General features: G+C 66.0%; 15 protein-coding genes and 1 tRNA gene. 9 read left to right on the top strand and 7 right to left on the bottom strand.

Annotation, left to right across the window (positions count from 1 at the left end; genetic code table 11):
- Positions 1-8 precede the first annotated feature (8 nt).
- Genes QTI20_RS05980 through QTI20_RS05955 form a run of 6 tightly spaced genes read left to right on the top strand, consistent with a single transcriptional unit; the run spans position 9 to position 4590 of the window.
- Positions 9-2108, top strand: a complete 2100-nt coding sequence (locus tag QTI20_RS05980; protein WP_286549327.1) for a ParB/RepB/Spo0J family partition protein — start codon at positions 9-11, stop codon at positions 2106-2108.
- Positions 2105-2614: a hypothetical protein gene (locus QTI20_RS05975; RefSeq protein ID WP_286549328.1), complete on the top strand. Its 510-nt coding sequence runs from the start codon at positions 2105-2107 to the stop codon at positions 2612-2614. Before QTI20_RS05980 ends, QTI20_RS05975 begins: the two co-directional genes overlap by 4 nt.
- Positions 2611-3555, top strand: coding sequence for a hypothetical protein (locus QTI20_RS05970; protein ID WP_286549330.1), 945 nt, complete (start codon positions 2611-2613; stop codon positions 3553-3555). The genes QTI20_RS05975 and QTI20_RS05970 overlap by 4 nt, the downstream gene beginning before the upstream one ends.
- Complete coding sequence (locus QTI20_RS05965) at positions 3552-3749, top strand: hypothetical protein (protein WP_286549332.1); 198 nt, start codon at positions 3552-3554, stop codon at positions 3747-3749. The genes QTI20_RS05970 and QTI20_RS05965 overlap by 4 nt, the downstream gene beginning before the upstream one ends.
- The gene (locus QTI20_RS05960) at positions 3746-4093 is read left to right on the top strand and encodes a hypothetical protein (protein ID WP_286549333.1); all 348 of its coding nucleotides are present in this window, start codon (positions 3746-3748) and stop codon (positions 4091-4093) included. The genes QTI20_RS05965 and QTI20_RS05960 overlap by 4 nt, the downstream gene beginning before the upstream one ends.
- Positions 4090-4590, top strand: coding sequence for a hypothetical protein (locus tag QTI20_RS05955; RefSeq protein WP_286549335.1), 501 nt, complete (start codon positions 4090-4092; stop codon positions 4588-4590). The genes QTI20_RS05960 and QTI20_RS05955 overlap by 4 nt, the downstream gene beginning before the upstream one ends.
- Before the next feature lie 147 nt (positions 4591-4737).
- Here QTI20_RS05955 and QTI20_RS05950 read toward each other — a convergent pair whose 3' ends face one another.
- The 7 genes from QTI20_RS05950 to cysS form a co-directional block, all read right to left on the bottom strand.
- Positions 4738-5904, bottom strand: coding sequence for a tyrosine-type recombinase/integrase (locus QTI20_RS05950; RefSeq protein WP_286549337.1), 1167 nt, complete (start codon positions 5902-5904; stop codon positions 4738-4740).
- Positions 5905-6067: 163 nt separating this feature from the next.
- Positions 6068-6160 (bottom strand) — tRNA-Ser (locus QTI20_RS05945).
- Positions 6161-6197: 37 nt separating this feature from the next.
- Positions 6198-7466, bottom strand: coding sequence for an aspartate kinase (locus QTI20_RS05940; protein WP_286549339.1), 1269 nt, complete (start codon positions 7464-7466; stop codon positions 6198-6200).
- Between the two features lie 77 nt (positions 7467-7543).
- On the bottom strand, positions 7544-8515 hold the full coding sequence (tilS, locus tag QTI20_RS05935; RefSeq protein WP_286549341.1) for a tRNA lysidine(34) synthetase TilS: 972 nt from the start codon (positions 8513-8515) through the stop codon (positions 7544-7546).
- Positions 8516-8550: 35 nt separating this feature from the next.
- Complete coding sequence (locus QTI20_RS05930) at positions 8551-9531, bottom strand: acetyl-CoA carboxylase carboxyltransferase subunit alpha (RefSeq protein ID WP_183025636.1); 981 nt, start codon at positions 9529-9531, stop codon at positions 8551-8553.
- Positions 9532-9668: 137 nt separating this feature from the next.
- Positions 9669-10319, bottom strand: a complete 651-nt coding sequence (locus QTI20_RS05925) for a DNA-3-methyladenine glycosylase family protein (protein ID WP_183025635.1) — start codon at positions 10317-10319, stop codon at positions 9669-9671.
- A gap of 14 nt (positions 10320-10333) precedes the next feature.
- Positions 10334-11710, bottom strand: a complete 1377-nt coding sequence (gene cysS / locus QTI20_RS05920) for a cysteine--tRNA ligase (protein WP_286574158.1) — start codon at positions 11708-11710, stop codon at positions 10334-10336.
- Between the two features lie 209 nt (positions 11711-11919).
- Here cysS and QTI20_RS05915 point away from each other — a divergent pair, with 209 nt between their 5' ends.
- From QTI20_RS05915 to QTI20_RS05905, 3 genes are all read left to right on the top strand, one after another.
- Positions 11920-12531 carry a tetratricopeptide repeat protein gene (locus QTI20_RS05915; RefSeq protein WP_183025633.1) on the top strand — a complete coding sequence of 204 codons (612 nt, stop codon included), beginning with the start codon at positions 11920-11922 and terminating at the stop codon, positions 12529-12531.
- A gap of 87 nt (positions 12532-12618) precedes the next feature.
- Positions 12619-13179: a peptidylprolyl isomerase gene (locus QTI20_RS05910; protein WP_183025632.1), complete on the top strand. Its 561-nt coding sequence runs from the start codon at positions 12619-12621 to the stop codon at positions 13177-13179.
- A gap of 20 nt (positions 13180-13199) precedes the next feature.
- Complete coding sequence (locus QTI20_RS05905; protein ID WP_286549348.1) at positions 13200-13712, top strand: peptidylprolyl isomerase; 513 nt, start codon at positions 13200-13202, stop codon at positions 13710-13712.
- Positions 13713-13723: the final 11 nt, after the last annotated feature.

The following is a 13723-nucleotide window of genomic DNA, read 5'->3' as shown; positions in this document are numbered from 1 at the left end:
AGTACCCCATGTCCCTCAAAGAATTCTCCGCCGGCGACGGCGCCGCGATTGCAGAACAGCCCGACGCCGATGCGGCCGTCGAGCTGTTCGCGATGCTCGATCTCGCTCTGGTCGCGCCCAGCCTCACCAACCCGCGCAAGACCTTCAACGAAGCGAAGATGCACGACCTGGTCGAGAGCATCAAGGCCAGCGGCGTGCACCAACCCATCCTCGTGCGACCGCTGCCGCCTTCGCGCCTGGATGACACGTTCCGCAACCGTGGCGATGGCAACCCGCTGCCCACGCACGAGATCGTGTCGGGCGAGCGCCGGTACCGGGCCAGCAAGCTCGCGCAGCAGAAGACGATCCCCGCGATGATCCGGCAGCTGAGCGACTCGGCGGTGCTCGAGATCCAGATCGTCGAGAACCTGCAGCGCGACGACCTCACCGAGCTCGAGGAGGCCGAGGGTTATCAGCGGCTCTGCGACGAGACCGGGCTGCTGAAGGAGAAGGTCGGCGAGCGCATCGGCAAGAGCCGCGCCTATGTCTACGGCCGCCTCAAACTGCTAGAGCTCACGCCCGGCCCGCGCGAGGCGCTGCGCAATGGCGATATCGACGGCAGCAAGGCGCTGCTGATCGCACGCATCCCCGACGAAAAGCTGCAGGTCAAGGCCCTCGAGGCCGCGACCGAGAAAGACCATCAGGGCTCGCCGCGGCTTAGCTACCGTGCGCTGCAGAGTTGGGTGCAACAGAACGTCATGCTGAAGCTGTCGGCCGCGAAGTTCTCGATCATCGACGCGAGCCTGGTGCCGGCCGCCGGCGATTGCAACAGCTGCACGAAGCGCACCGGCGCGCACCCAGATCTGTTCGCAGACGTCGATGGGCCCGACTTGTGCATCGATCCGACGTGCTTCCGAACCAAAGAAGGCGCGCACACTGAAAGCCTGATCGCAATCGCGCGCGCCAAGGGTATGGAGATCATCGATGGACGTGAGGCAAAGGCAGCTATGCCGTACGGGCCGCACTCGATGATGAAGGGCTATACCTCACTCGAAGAACGACTTCCCGGCGGCCGGCCCCTCCGCGAGATGCTCACTGCCAAAGAACTGAAGAAGGTCGCCTTGCTGGTCACGCCCGAAACTGGCCAGCTGGTCGAAGTGCTGCCCGACGAATTCGCGGGCAATGCGAAGGCCCGTGAACGGGATCCTTCGCAGGCTCCGAAAGATCGCAAGGCCGAGGCTGCATATGCGGCAGAGGAAGAGCGAAAACGCGTTGAAGGCGAATATCAAAAGCGCTGGCGCCTCGCCGCGATTGCGGCCATTCGACCGCGCATAGAAGCCGGCGAAGTCCGCGCGCTCACCGCCACCATGATGCGCCGCATCTTTCTTGAGATCTCCGGCGCCGATCAGCGATGCTCCGACGCCGACGCTGCACTCGCACTCGGCCTGGAAGAGGCCGACGACGACCTTCTCGCTAGCATGATCCGCTCGACCGACGACAACGAAGTCGGCTTCAAGGTCATTCTGGCGCTATTGCAGAGCGACGCTATCCCTCGCTGGACGCTGGAGGACGGAAAACGCACACCCGACCCTTCCGCATCGATGATTGAGGACCTGGCGGCCCAATTGGGCATCAGCATCGACGAGATCAAGGCGAAGGTGCAGGCCGAGATCCGCGCCGAGCGAGGCGCAGAAGCTCCCGCCCGCGACCAACTGGCTGCGCAGCCGGAGGAAAGTGCGAAAGGAGGTGCAAAAAAATCGAAGCCTGCGGCGCGAGCGGCGAAGGCGAAGACGACGCCCGAGGAGGCAAGCGCGAGCATCGCTGCCGCGCTGCAAGCACTCGATGCTGAGCCAGCAGGGGCGTCTGAGCCGGCTGGAGAGGTCGCCGCGAGGATCATGCAAGTCGCGGACCGAATTCGCGTAGTTGACGAAAAGGAGCCGACGCACGGGCTGGAAGGAGCGGTCACGCGAATTTTCTCCAATGGCCAGCTGCGGATCGTGTTTGATGACCGCTCCACGGCGACCCTGCCCCCCGCTGCCGTGGAGTGCCTCGCGGCCGCATTGTGGCCAGAGCCAGCCGGACTGGATCCGCGCGCGGCATGGCCGTTCCCGAAGGAGGCACGGCCATGAACCTCATCCACACCTCAGGGCATGTTGACGCCCTCAAGTCAGAGCATTCGGATCGACGGTTCTGGCCCGTCGACCAACCCACCCGCCTCTGGATCGACACCGAGTTCAATGGCATGGGCGGTGAACTGATCTCGATCGCATTGGTCGACGAGCAGGGCCTCACCTTCTACGAGTCGCTCGGCTGCGATAACCCTGTGCCATGGGTCGCGGTGAACGTCATGCCGATCATCGGCAAACCAGCGCGGCCGCGAGCAACGGTGCAGGAGAAGCTGTCTGCCTGGCTTGCGCGCTACCCCGCCATTCACATCGTCGCGGACTGGCCGGACGACATCTCGCACTTCTGCCAGCTGCTGATCACCGGGCCAGGCGTGCGCCTCGAGACGCCTCCACTCACGCTCGAGATCCGCCGCGACCTGGACGGCGAGTCGAAGTGCCCCCATAACGCCCTGGCCGACGCGATCGCGATCCGTGCCGCTCACATCCACCGCGACAGGACCTCACCATGATCCAGAAGTTAATCGCTCGCTTTCACGCCTGGCGCGAGGCGCGTCAATGGGAAGCCCAGCACATCGAATGGCTGCGCACCATGGTGCACGGCGACGCTCGGTGGCTGGCCAACAACCCGATCGCCGCGGCCATAACCGAGCGGTACGAAGCTGCGGTCGCAGAAGACTGGTATGCCCGCGACCACGAAGACGTCTCACGGCTGCGTACCCGCCTCGGCCTCGACCCTCGCCCGAACGGCACCTGCTGCGTGCAGTGGCCATTGCTCGACAAGGCGGCCCGCGTCGACGGCGGGACCTTCGGCAAAGGCGTCTCCTCGAAGCTCGTCATTGAGGCCGCACAGCGCTTTCATGACCGCACCCGGTCGGAGCGCCAGCTCACGCCAGATCAGCGGCGAGAAGCTGAACTCGCCCGGAGGCAATGCTGGGATCTATTGAACGGCTATGCCCCGGATGCGGCACTGGAGAAGGCATGCGACCTGCTGAGCATGACCGTGGGCACGCTCATGTCCTGCCGTCCGAAGATTGGCTACGTGGACAACAGCGTGATCGCCAAGCTCGTGGCCGAGGTCGTTGAGTTCCTCGCCCCATGGCCGGAAAAGATGCCCCAGGCAGATGCGGCAGAGCCGGCAGCTAGGTTCGCCGAGGTGTTCGCCGAGCTGGAGCGGGCCACCGCGAAGTTCCCCACGTGGCCCACGGACCCGCTGCATGCAATGGGCGTGCTCGCCGAAGAGTTTGGCGAGCTGGGCAAGGACGTGCTCCAGCTGGTGTACGAACCGCACAAGACCAGCCGCGAGAACGTGCGGAAGGAAGCCACGCAAACCGCCGCCATGGCGCTCAGGTTCTTCGCCAGCCTGGACCGCTACGAGTACATGCAGGGCGCGCAACACAGCCAGGCCGAGCAGCGAGCACACGCACCGGGTGCGCGCGGAGAGCTGGCATGAAGAAGACCTTCAACCTCGCGCCCGCAATCCCACAGGACCGTCCGGCCTGCGCTGTGAATGGTGTGCTGCATGGCGGCCGGGCCATGTGTAGTGCAGTCATCGTGGGCGACAAGTCCTGTGGACACTCACGCCCGTGCCAGCACCAGGTCGCCGCCACTGAGGCATCCAGAGCAGCGAAGAAGGTGGCATCGTGAGAGACGACTACAAGAAGCTCATAGCTCCGGACGGCCTGGAGCTCTGCCCTTGCTGCGGCGGACAGCCCGAGCTCTGGCGGTATAGCGAAACAGACGACGGCCCAGCCACCAAGGTCATCATGTGCCAAACGAGCGAGCCCATCGGGCCGCAGGACGGCCTGGCGAACGAAGGTTGCCCGCTGTATATGCCTCCGGATTGCCACTATCGGGCCACAGAACGCGAAGCGATCAAGTTCTGGAACGAGTTCTCCATAGCCCTGACCAGCCTACAACGCGCCAACCGCTGGAAGTCGGCAGAGGTGCTGCGAGCGCCTGCGGGTGTGCAGGAAGGGAGACCATCTTGAGCCGCGGCCGCCCTCCCCGCCGCGTGCGCTTCCAGCCGGCCACCAACATGATCAGCGTCGTCATCAACCGAGCCACCACGCTCACGCCAGGTGAGTTGGAGCGAATGATGGCGCCGGTTCATCGATCGCTGAAGGCGCTACGCGAGGGCGTGGCCAGCGAGCTGCAATGGTCAACGCTGGCCAGCTCGGTCGAGATCGCGTTGTCGATCGAGGCACAGGGCGTTGTACGCGGTCTCGCCGAGCACCTGCAGAGCGCCGAGCTCGCCCTCGCCGAGATCCGCAAGCGTGCCATGGCCACGGGCGCCTGGCATGCGACGGCCCTCTACTACCAAGAGCTCGACGACATTGTCGAAGCGGTCAGGTTGCACGAATACCAGCTCGAGCAGCTAAGCACCCGTGAAGTGACGCGCGCCGTCGACCTGGCCAAGATGCGCGTGCGCCAGGCTGGCGGCCAGATCATCGACGTTCGATTTTTGAAAGAAGGAGTGGCCGCATGACCGAGCCCGATCGCATCATCTGGCGCAAGGATCTCTGCGCGGCCCTCGGCGGCGTCACCAGCGAGACGCTGCGGCGCTGGATGAAGGACGACAAGCTACCGAAGCCCGACGTCGACCTCAGCGCACGCACGCGCGGCTGGAAGCTCTCTACGCTTCGGAAGGCGGGGCTGAGCCTGGTAGCAACCAGTCTGCCCAGTCCTGCAGCATCTTCCGCCTCTCAGGCAGGTAGATAGCTCTGTTGTAGACCGCCCGCACCTCGTCGTCAGGTGCGTGGGCGAGCTGCCGCTCGATGGCATCGCCGTTGAAGCCCTGCTCGTTCGCCCAGGTCGACCCCACGGTGCGCCAACCGTGCCCGGTCATCTTTCCCTCGTAGCCCATCCGGTGCAGCAGATACAGCACCGAGTTCTCACTGAGCGGCCGGTCGTTGCGATGGTCAGCCGGGAACACATAGTCGCCGTTCTGGCGCGCCCTCATCTTGGCCAGGACCTCGAGCGCCTGCGTCGACAGCGGCACCAGGTGGTCGCGGCGCTTTTTCATCGTGCCGCTCGGCACGCGCCACAGGTCACCATCGAACTGGTCCCACTTTGCGAACCGCATCTCTTTGGTCCGCACCCACGTGAGCGCAAGGAACTTGCAGGCCAGCACCGAGATGAGCTCGCGCTCGAGAGACAGGCGCGTGATCAGCTCCGGCACCTGGTTGAGCTCGAGCGCCGCGTGCGACTCGACCTCTTCACGTCCGAATGCTTTTTCGGGCCGGATGGCCGCAGCCGGGTTCACCGAGCTGTGCCCATGCTCCACCGCCCAATCGAACACCTGGCCAGCCCACATGCGGACCTTGCGCACGTACACGAACGCTCCGGCCGCATTCATCTTCATCAGCTCGGTCAACAGCAGCTCACGCGTGATGCTACCGACCGGTAGCTCTCCCAGCTTCGGACCAAGGTGCATCTCGAGTGCGCGCAGGGCGTTGGTGCGGTATCCAGTGGAGACGTCTTGACGGCCCTCCCAATAGGCCTCCCAGGCCTTCTGGAACGTCACGCCGGCCACCTTCTTGACCTTCTTCGGACTCTCGCCGTTCTTCAGCTTGCGGCGGATCTCGTCGCGCTTTTCGCGCGCGTCGGCCAGGCTCACCAGGGGGTAGGCACCGAAGGTTGCGGTCTGAGGTTTCTTCTCGAGGCGGTACGACATTCGCCATGTTTTAGTACCCGCCGGAGTGACCAAAAGGTGCAGTCCGTGGCCATCGAAAAACTTGCGCGGACCGTCTGGTGCGGCAGCGCGTTTGCATTGGGCGTCAGTGAGAGTATTTGTAGGCATCGGCGGATCTGTTTTCGCCGTACCTACTCGCTTACCTACGCGCTACCCGTGGACTTGGGTGTGAGCGTGTGCGATTCGGGAGGGTTCAGCGCGTCTAAGTCCGCATTCTGCATGGGTTTAGATGCGAAAAAGCCCGCTTAGGTGCGGGCTTCTTGGCGCTAATTGGCGGAACCGGAGGGATTCGAACCCTCGATGAGGCTCTACACCCCATACTCCCTTAGCAGGGGAGCACCTTCGGCCACTCGGTCACAGTTCCTTTGGAAGCCTAGATTATGCCAGCGTTTGAGGCGTTTTCAGGCCGCGGGCTGATCAAGATCGAAAGCTTTGTGCAAGGCGCGCACGGCGAGTTCCATGTACTTCTCGTCGATCACGACGGAGGTCTTGATTTCGCTGGTCGAGATCATCTGGATGTTGATGCCCTCTTCGCTCAGCACGCGGAACATCTTGCTCGCGACGCCCACGTGGCTGCGCATGCCGATGCCCACGATGCTGACCTTGCAGATCTTGGTGTCGCCGACGATCTCGGCGGCGCCCAGCGTCGGCAGCACCTTGGCCTTGAGCAGGTCGGTGGCCTTGGCGTAGTCGTTGCGGTTCACCGTGAAGCTGAAATCGGTCTTGCCGTCCTTGCTCAGGTTCTGGATGATCACGTCGACTTCGATGTTCGCATCGGCCACTGCGCCGAGGATGTGGTACGCGATGCCCGGCTTGTCGGGCACGCCCAGCACCGAGATCTTCGCCTCGTCGCGGTTGAACGCGATGCCGGATACGACGGCTTGTTCCATGTTCAGGTCTTCCTCGAAAGTGATCAGCGTGCCGGATTTGGCTTCTTCATTGATGTCGATGTCCCAGGGCGTGAAGCTCGACAGCACGCGCAGCGGGACCTTGTATTTGCCGGCGAATTCCACCGAGCGGATCTGCAGCACCTTGGAGCCCAGGCTGGCCATCTCGAGCATCTCTTCGAAGCTCACGGTCAGCAGGCGGCGCGCATCGGGTTCGACGCGCGGGTCGGTGGTGTAGACACCGTCGACGTCGGTGTAGATCAGGCATTCGGCCGCCTTCATCGCCGCGGCGATGGCCACGGCCGAGGTGTCGCTGCCGCCGCGGCCCAGCGTCGTGATGTTGCCGTTGTCGTCCACGCCCTGGAAGCCGGTGATGACCACCACCTTGCCGGCCTCGAGGTCGGCGCGCACGCGGGCGTCGTCGATGCTCTCGATGCGGGCCTTGGTGTAGGAGTTGTCGGTGCGCACCGCGACCTGCCAGCCGGCGTAGCTGACCGACTGCACGCCCTCGGCCTGCAGCGCGATGGCCAGCAATGCCGACGAGGCCTGCTCGCCGGTCGAGGCCAGCATGTCGAGCTCGCGCTCGTACTGCGAATCGGCCTTGCCGGAGGCCAGCTCTTTGGCCAGGCCGAGCAGGCGGTTGGTCTCGCCGCTCATGGCGCTGGGGACCACCACCATCTGGTGGCCGGCGCGCGCCCACTTGGCGACGCGCTTGGCGACGTTCTTGATGCGCTCGGTCGAGCCCATCGACGTACCGCCGTATTTGTGAACGATCAATGCCATGGGTGAAATCAAGGAGAAGTAAAACGGGCACCGCGAAGTCGTCGGTGGCCGGAGACTGCACTCGCCGCCAGGCCCACTCAGAGCGAGGAGGCATCAAGCGCCGGCGAAGGCGGGGCATTGTACCAACGCAGCCCCTCGCCCTCGCGCGCGACGAAGCCGCCGGCCACCTTGAGGTGGATGCGATGGCCCCGCGTGCGGCAGGCCTCGACCTGGTCGAGCAGCTGCTGCAGCTGCGCCTCGCTGGGCACGGCCTGGTGATCGCGCCGCAGCCAGCGCCGCAGCGCATTGGCGCGACGCTCGCGCGGCAGGGCCTGCAGCGCGGCGATGCGCGGCGGCGCGCCGGCCGCGGCCAGGTCGAGCTCGGCCAGTTCGACCAGCAGTGCCGAGGCCCGGGCCGCGTTGCGCGCCGAGCGCGCGAAGGTCTCGCGGAACTGCGGCAGCGCCTGGGCCAGCGCGGGCATCAGTTGATGGCGGATGCGGTTGCGCGTGTAGCGCGCATCGGCGTTGCTGGGGTCGTCGACGAAGCCCACCTGCGCGGTCGCCAGCCATGCGCGCAACGCGTCCGCGCGCACCTCGAGCAGCGGCCGATGAAACTGCACGCCATGGCGTGTCATCTCGCGCGGCATCGCGGCCAGGCCGTCGAGGCCTGCGCCGCGGCCGAGCGCGATCAGCAGGGTCTCGACCTGGTCGTCGGCATGCTGGGCCAGCGCCACGTGCTGCAGGCCCTGGGCCTGCGCCAGTTGCGCCAGCGTCGCGTAACGCGCGCGGCGCGCGGCGTCCTCGGGGCTGTCGCCCGACGCATGGCGCGCATCGATGCGCGCGACGTGCAAGGGCACGCCCAGGGCATGGCAGGCCGCCTCGCAATGGCGCTCGAAGCCATCGGCAGCCGCCTGCAGCCCGTGGTGCACGTGCAAGGCATGCACCTGACCGGGCCAACGCGCAGCGGCGGCATGCAGCAGCGCGGTCGAGTCGGCGCCGCCGCTGTAGGCCACGCCCAGCGGCAAGGGCGCCGCCCACGAGGCGAGCGCGTGTGCGGCGGGGTTGTCCATCGGAAGGAGGCAGGCCGGCAGCGGCCCGCGGCGCGTCAGCGCGTGCTCTCGGCCTTGGTGTCCGAGAAGCGGCCGTAGCTCTGCAGGCGCTCGTAGCGGCGCTCGAGCAGTTCCTTGACCTTGAGGTCGCCGACCTGGCGGAAGGCGTCGTTGAGCGCGCGCTTGAGGAAGGCGGCCATCTGCTTGTGGTCGCGGTGCGCGCCGCCCACGGGCTCGTTCACGATCTTGTCGACCAGGCCCAGCGCCTTGAGCCGGTGCGCCGTGATGCCCAGCGCGTCGGCCGCTTCCTGTGCCTTCTCGCTGGTCTTCCAGAGGATCGATGCGCAGCCCTCGGGGCTGATCACCGAATAGATCGAGTACTGCAGCATCACCAGCTGGTCGCCCACCGAGATCGCCAGCGCGCCGCCGGAGCCGCCCTCGCCGATGATGGTGACGATGATCGGCACCTCGAGCTGCGCCATCTCGAAAATGTTGCGGCCGATGGCCTCGGACTGGCCGCGCTCCTCGGCGTCGATGCCGGGGTAGGCGCCGGGGGTGTCGACGAAGGTGAACACCGGCAGCTTGAACTTCTCGGCGGTCTTCATCAGGCGCAGGGCCTTGCGGTAGCCCTCGGGCTTGCTCATGCCGAAGTTGCGCGCGGTGCGCTCCTTGGTGTCGCGGCCCTTCTGGTGGCCGATCACCATGCAGGGCGTGCCGTTGAAGCGCGCCAGGCCGCCCACGATCGACAGGTCGTCCGAGAAATGGCGGTCGCCGTGCAGTTCGACGAAGTCGGTGAAGATCTCGTTGACGTAGTCCAGCGTGTAGGGGCGCTCGGGGTGCCGGGCGATCTTGGTGATCTTCCAGGGCGAGAGCTCGCTGTAGATGTCCTTGGTGAGCTGCTGGCTCTTCTTGCTCAGCTGGTCGATCTCTTCGGAGATATCGACCGCGGATTCGGTCTGCACATAGCGCAGTTCTTCGATCTTGCCTTCGAGTTCAGCGATGGGCTGCTCGAAGTCGAGGAAGGTTCGTTTTGCCAACGTCTTCTCCTGTGGGGGTCAATGGGGTCGGGGCCGGACCACGGTGCTGGCGGAAGACCGCGCAGCCCGCATGGCCGGGCCTCCGAGGGGCCGGGCGTGTCGACGCGTCGTGCGCGAGGCCAGGGGGTGTGTCATGTTCAGTACGCGACCGGTACGGGGTCGAGCGATCGCCAAATATACCAAGTCGCCACGCTGCAGTAAGGGGCCCAGGCCACGCCCACCTCGCGCAGGTCGCTGCGGCTCACCGGTTCGCCCGAAAAGTAGTTCTGGCTCACGCCGCTGATCAGGCCGGCGTCGTCCAGCGGCATCACGTTGGGGCGCATCAGGTGGAAGATCAGGAACATCTCGGCCGTCCAGCGGCCGATGCCGCGGATCGCGACCAGCTCCGAGATGATCATCTCGTCGGTCATGTCCTTCCAGGCGTCGATGTGGACCGCACCCGAATCGAAATGGATCGCGAGGTCGACCAGGTACTCGATCTTGCGCGCCGACAGGCCCGCGGCGCGCATGTCGTCGACCTTGAGCTTGAGCACGTTGGCCGGCGTCATCTTGCGCGGCAGGGTCTCGAAGCGGTCCCAGACCTGCTGCGCGGCCTTCACCGAGATCTGCTGGCCGACGATGCTGCGCGCCAGCGTGACGAAGGCATCGCCGCGCGACTCGAGGCAGGCGTCGCCGAACTGCGGGATCAGCCGCTTCATCACGCGGTCCTTCTTGGCCAGGTGCCTGCAGGCTTCCTCCCAGTAGTCGGGCGTGATGATCTTGACCGGCGCGGAAATGACGGGAGACATCGCAGTCGAGTCCTTCACTGGGCCGCGGCCCAGGTGGTGCCGGTGGGCGAATCCTTGAGCACGATGCCCTGGCCGAGCAGCGCGTCGCGGATGCGGTCGGCCTCGGCGAAATCCCTGGCGGCCTTGGCCGCGGCGCGCTGCGCGATCAGCGCCTGGATCGCCGCGTCGTCGAGCGTGCTGCCGGCCTGCAGGAAGGCTTGCGGATCGCCCTGCAGCAGCCCCAGCGTGCCGGCCAGCGCCTTGAGCAGCCCGGCCGTTTCCGCCGAGCGCGTGCTGTTGACGGCCGTGGCCAGCTCGAACAGCACCGCGATGGCGCCGGGCGTGCCGAAGTCCTCGTCCATCGCGGCCTGGAAGGCGGCGGCCTGCGGATGCGTCCAGTCGATCGCCACCGGCGCGGGCGCGACCAGGTCGAGCGCGGTGTACAGGCGCTTGAGCGCGTTGCGCGCATCGTCCAGATGGGCGTCGCTGTAGTTGAGCGGGCTGCGGTAATGGGTGCGCACGAGGAAGAAGCGCAGCGTCTCGCGGTCGTACTTCTGCAGCACCTCGCGAATGGTGAAAAAGTTGCCCAGGCTCTTGGACATCTTCTCGTTGTCCACGCGCACGAAGCCGTTGTGCATCCAGAGCTTCGCCAGCGGCTGGCCGCTCGCGCCTTCGCTCTGCGCGATCTCGTTCTCGTGGTGCGGGAACTGCAGGTCGGCGCCGCCGCCGTGGATGTCGAAGGTCTCGCCCAGCGTCGCGCAGCTCATGGCCGAGCACTCGATGTGCCAGCCGGGCCGGCCCTTGCCGAAGGCGCTGTCCCATTGCACCTCGGTCGGCTCGGTGGGCTTCGAGGCCTTCCAGAGCACGAAGTCGAGTGGGTCCTGCTTGCCGTCGAGCACCGCCACGCGCTCGCCCGCATGCAGCTCGTCGAGCGACTTGCCCGACAGCTTGCCGTAGCCCGGGAACTTGCGCACCGCGTAGTTCACGTCGCCAGTCGGCGAGCGGTAGGCCAGGCCCTTGCGCTCCAGCGCCTCGATCAGGCCCAGCATCTGCGGCACGTAGTCGGTGGCGCGCGGCTCGACGGCTGGCGGCTCGATGCCCAGCGCCGCGATGTCCTCGTGCATCAGCGCGATCATCTCGTCGGTCAGCGCGCGGATCGTGATGCCGCGCTTGACCGCCCGGTCGATGATCTTGTCGTCGATGTCGGTGATGTTGCGCACATAGGTGACCTGCAGGTCGCTCGCGCGCAGCCAGCGTTGCACCACGTCGAAGGCCATCATCATCCGCGCATGGCCGATGTGGCACAGGTCGTAGACCGTCATGCCGCACACGTACATGCGCACGTGGCCGGGTTGCAACGGGGAAAACTCCTCCAGTTCACGCGAGAGCGTGTTGTAGATGCGCAGACTCATGGAATTCGGAAAGCGTCGATGTGCGACCCACCCGCGCAGGCTGACGACGGGTGCGGGCGAACAACGTTTTTAATCAGGGATGGGGGGACTGTGGCACGAGGGGTTGGACGCGGCCCCTCGGCTACAATCGTGCCCAGTATAAACGGCCCCTGCCGGGCATCTTCCGGGTCGATTCTCGAAGCCCGCGCCAGACCTTCTTCCCGAGCCTCATGAAGCACGCCGTACCCCTCCTTTCTCCCGCCCTGTCCTTCCGCCCCGCGTTGCGCCTGCTGGGCGCGCTGCTGATCGCCGCCGCGTCGACCGCCGCGCTGGCCGACGACTACTCGGACGTGAACCAGCTGCTGCGCCAGGGCAAGGCCCCCGAAGCCCTGGCCAAGGCCGACACCTACATCGCCGGCAAGCCGCGCGATCCGCAGATGCGCTTCCTGCGCGGCGTGATCCTCACCGAGCAGGGCAAGACCGCCGAGGCCGTCACTGCGTTCACGCAGCTCACGCAGGACTTCCCGGAACTGCCCGAGCCCTACAACAACCTCGCGGCGCTCTACGCGCAGCAGAGCCAGTTCGACAAGGCGCGCGACGCGCTCGAAACCGCGCTGCGGCTCAACCCGAACTACGCCACCGCGCACGAGAACCTGGGCGACGTCTATGCGCGTCTCGCGGCCCAGTCGTACGGACGCGCGCAGCAGCTGGCATCGACCAACGCCAGCGCGGCGCCCAAGCTCGCGCTGATCCGCCAGATCTTCCTCAACGCACCTGCCGCCGCGGCCCTGCCGCCCGCACCGGCCCCGCTGCCCGCGCACAAGCCGGCGCGCAGCAAGTAAGCCGCCGGCGGGCGGCATGGCCACCCCGCCCCTTTCCTTTTCAGAAAGCGAGATCTTTTCTTGAAATTCCCATCTTCCTCGCGCCGCATGGCGCTGACCCTCGCGGCCACGCTGCTCGTGACCGGTGCCGCCTGGGCCCAGACGGCCGCCGCGCCGCGCGTCAAGCTGGCCACCTCGGCCGGTGACATCGTGGTCGAACTCGCCCCCGAGAAGGCCCCCAAGACGGTGGCCAATTTCCTGCAGTACGTGAAGGACAAGCACTACGACGGCACGGTGTTCCACCGCGTCATCGACGGCTTCATGATCCAGGGCGGCGGCTTCACCGCCGACATGCGGCAGAAGCCCACGCGCGCGCCCGTGCCGCTCGAAGCCTCCAACGGCCTGAAGAACGCCAAGTACACCATCGCCATGGCCCGCACCGGCGACCCGAACTCCGCCACCGCGCAGTTCTTCATCAACGTGAAGGACAACGCCATGCTCGACGCCCCCAACCCCGACGGCCACGGCTACACCGTGTTCGGCAAGGTCGTCTCGGGCACCGAAACGGTCGACAAGATCCGCGTGGCGCAGACGGGCAACAAGGGCGGCATGCAGAACGTGCCGGTCGAACCCATCACCATCCAGTCCGCCACCGTCGTGGCGAAGTAAAGCGAAAAAGGAGCTTTCCAATGAGCAATCCCCAGGTCGAACTCAGCATCAAGGGCCAAGGCACCATCACCCTCGAACTCGATCGCGCCAAGGCGCCGAAGTCGGTCGAGAACTTCCTCGCCTACGTGAAGAAGGGCCACTACGACAACACGGTGTTCCACCGCGTGATCCCGGGCTTCATGGTCCAGGGCGGCGGCTTCGAGCCCGGCATGACGCAGAAGCCCACCGCGGCCGAGATCGAGAACGAGGCCAACAACGGCCTGAAGAACGACAAGTACACGGTCGCCATGGCCCGCACCAGCGCGCCCCACTCGGCCACCGCGCAGTTCTTCATCAACATCGCCGACAACGCCTTCCTGAACCACACCGCCCCCTCGGCCCAGGGCTGGGGCTATGCCGTGTTCGGCAAGGTGATCGCGGGCACCGACGTGGTCGACAAGATCAAGGCCGTGAAGACCGGCCGCAAGGGCTTCCACGACGACGTGCCGCTCGAAGACGTGGTCATCGAGAAGGCCACCGTCACGGTCGAATGACGGCCCGGCGC

Origin of the sequence: Variovorax sp. J2P1-31, assembly GCF_030317215.1 — a bacterium.
In the GTDB taxonomy this organism is placed as follows: Bacteria; Pseudomonadota; Gammaproteobacteria; order Burkholderiales; family Burkholderiaceae_C; genus Variovorax.
The sequence above is the reverse complement of the archived record's forward strand: the minus strand, read 5'-3'. Positions and strand labels throughout refer to the sequence as shown.

Excerpts from the sequence above, each read along its gene's own strand:
- cysS (WP_286574158.1), bottom strand. The coding sequence starts at position 11,710 with ATGAGTCTGCGCATCTACAACACGCTCTCGCGTGAACTGGAGGAGTTT.
- QTI20_RS05925 (WP_183025635.1), bottom strand. The coding sequence starts at position 10,319 with ATGTCTCCCGTCATTTCCGCGCCGGTCAAGATCATCACGCCCGACTAC.
- QTI20_RS05910 (WP_183025632.1), top strand. The coding sequence starts at position 12,619 with ATGGCGCTGACCCTCGCGGCCACGCTGCTCGTGACCGGTGCCGCCTGG.
- tilS (WP_286549341.1), bottom strand. The coding sequence starts at position 8,515 with ATGGACAACCCCGCCGCACACGCGCTCGCCTCGTGGGCGGCGCCCTTG.
- QTI20_RS05940 (WP_286549339.1), bottom strand. The coding sequence starts at position 7,466 with ATGGCATTGATCGTTCACAAATACGGCGGTACGTCGATGGGCTCGACC.
- QTI20_RS05905 (WP_286549348.1), top strand. The coding sequence starts at position 13,200 with ATGAGCAATCCCCAGGTCGAACTCAGCATCAAGGGCCAAGGCACCATC.
- QTI20_RS05965 (WP_286549332.1), top strand. The coding sequence starts at position 3,552 with ATGAAGAAGACCTTCAACCTCGCGCCCGCAATCCCACAGGACCGTCCG.
- QTI20_RS05980 (WP_286549327.1), top strand. The coding sequence starts at position 9 with ATGTCCCTCAAAGAATTCTCCGCCGGCGACGGCGCCGCGATTGCAGAA.
- QTI20_RS05915 (WP_183025633.1), top strand. The coding sequence starts at position 11,920 with ATGAAGCACGCCGTACCCCTCCTTTCTCCCGCCCTGTCCTTCCGCCCC.
- QTI20_RS05950 (WP_286549337.1), bottom strand. The coding sequence starts at position 5,904 with ATGCCTACAAATACTCTCACTGACGCCCAATGCAAACGCGCTGCCGCA.
- QTI20_RS05970 (WP_286549330.1), top strand. The coding sequence starts at position 2,611 with ATGATCCAGAAGTTAATCGCTCGCTTTCACGCCTGGCGCGAGGCGCGT.
- QTI20_RS05975 (WP_286549328.1), top strand. The coding sequence starts at position 2,105 with ATGAACCTCATCCACACCTCAGGGCATGTTGACGCCCTCAAGTCAGAG.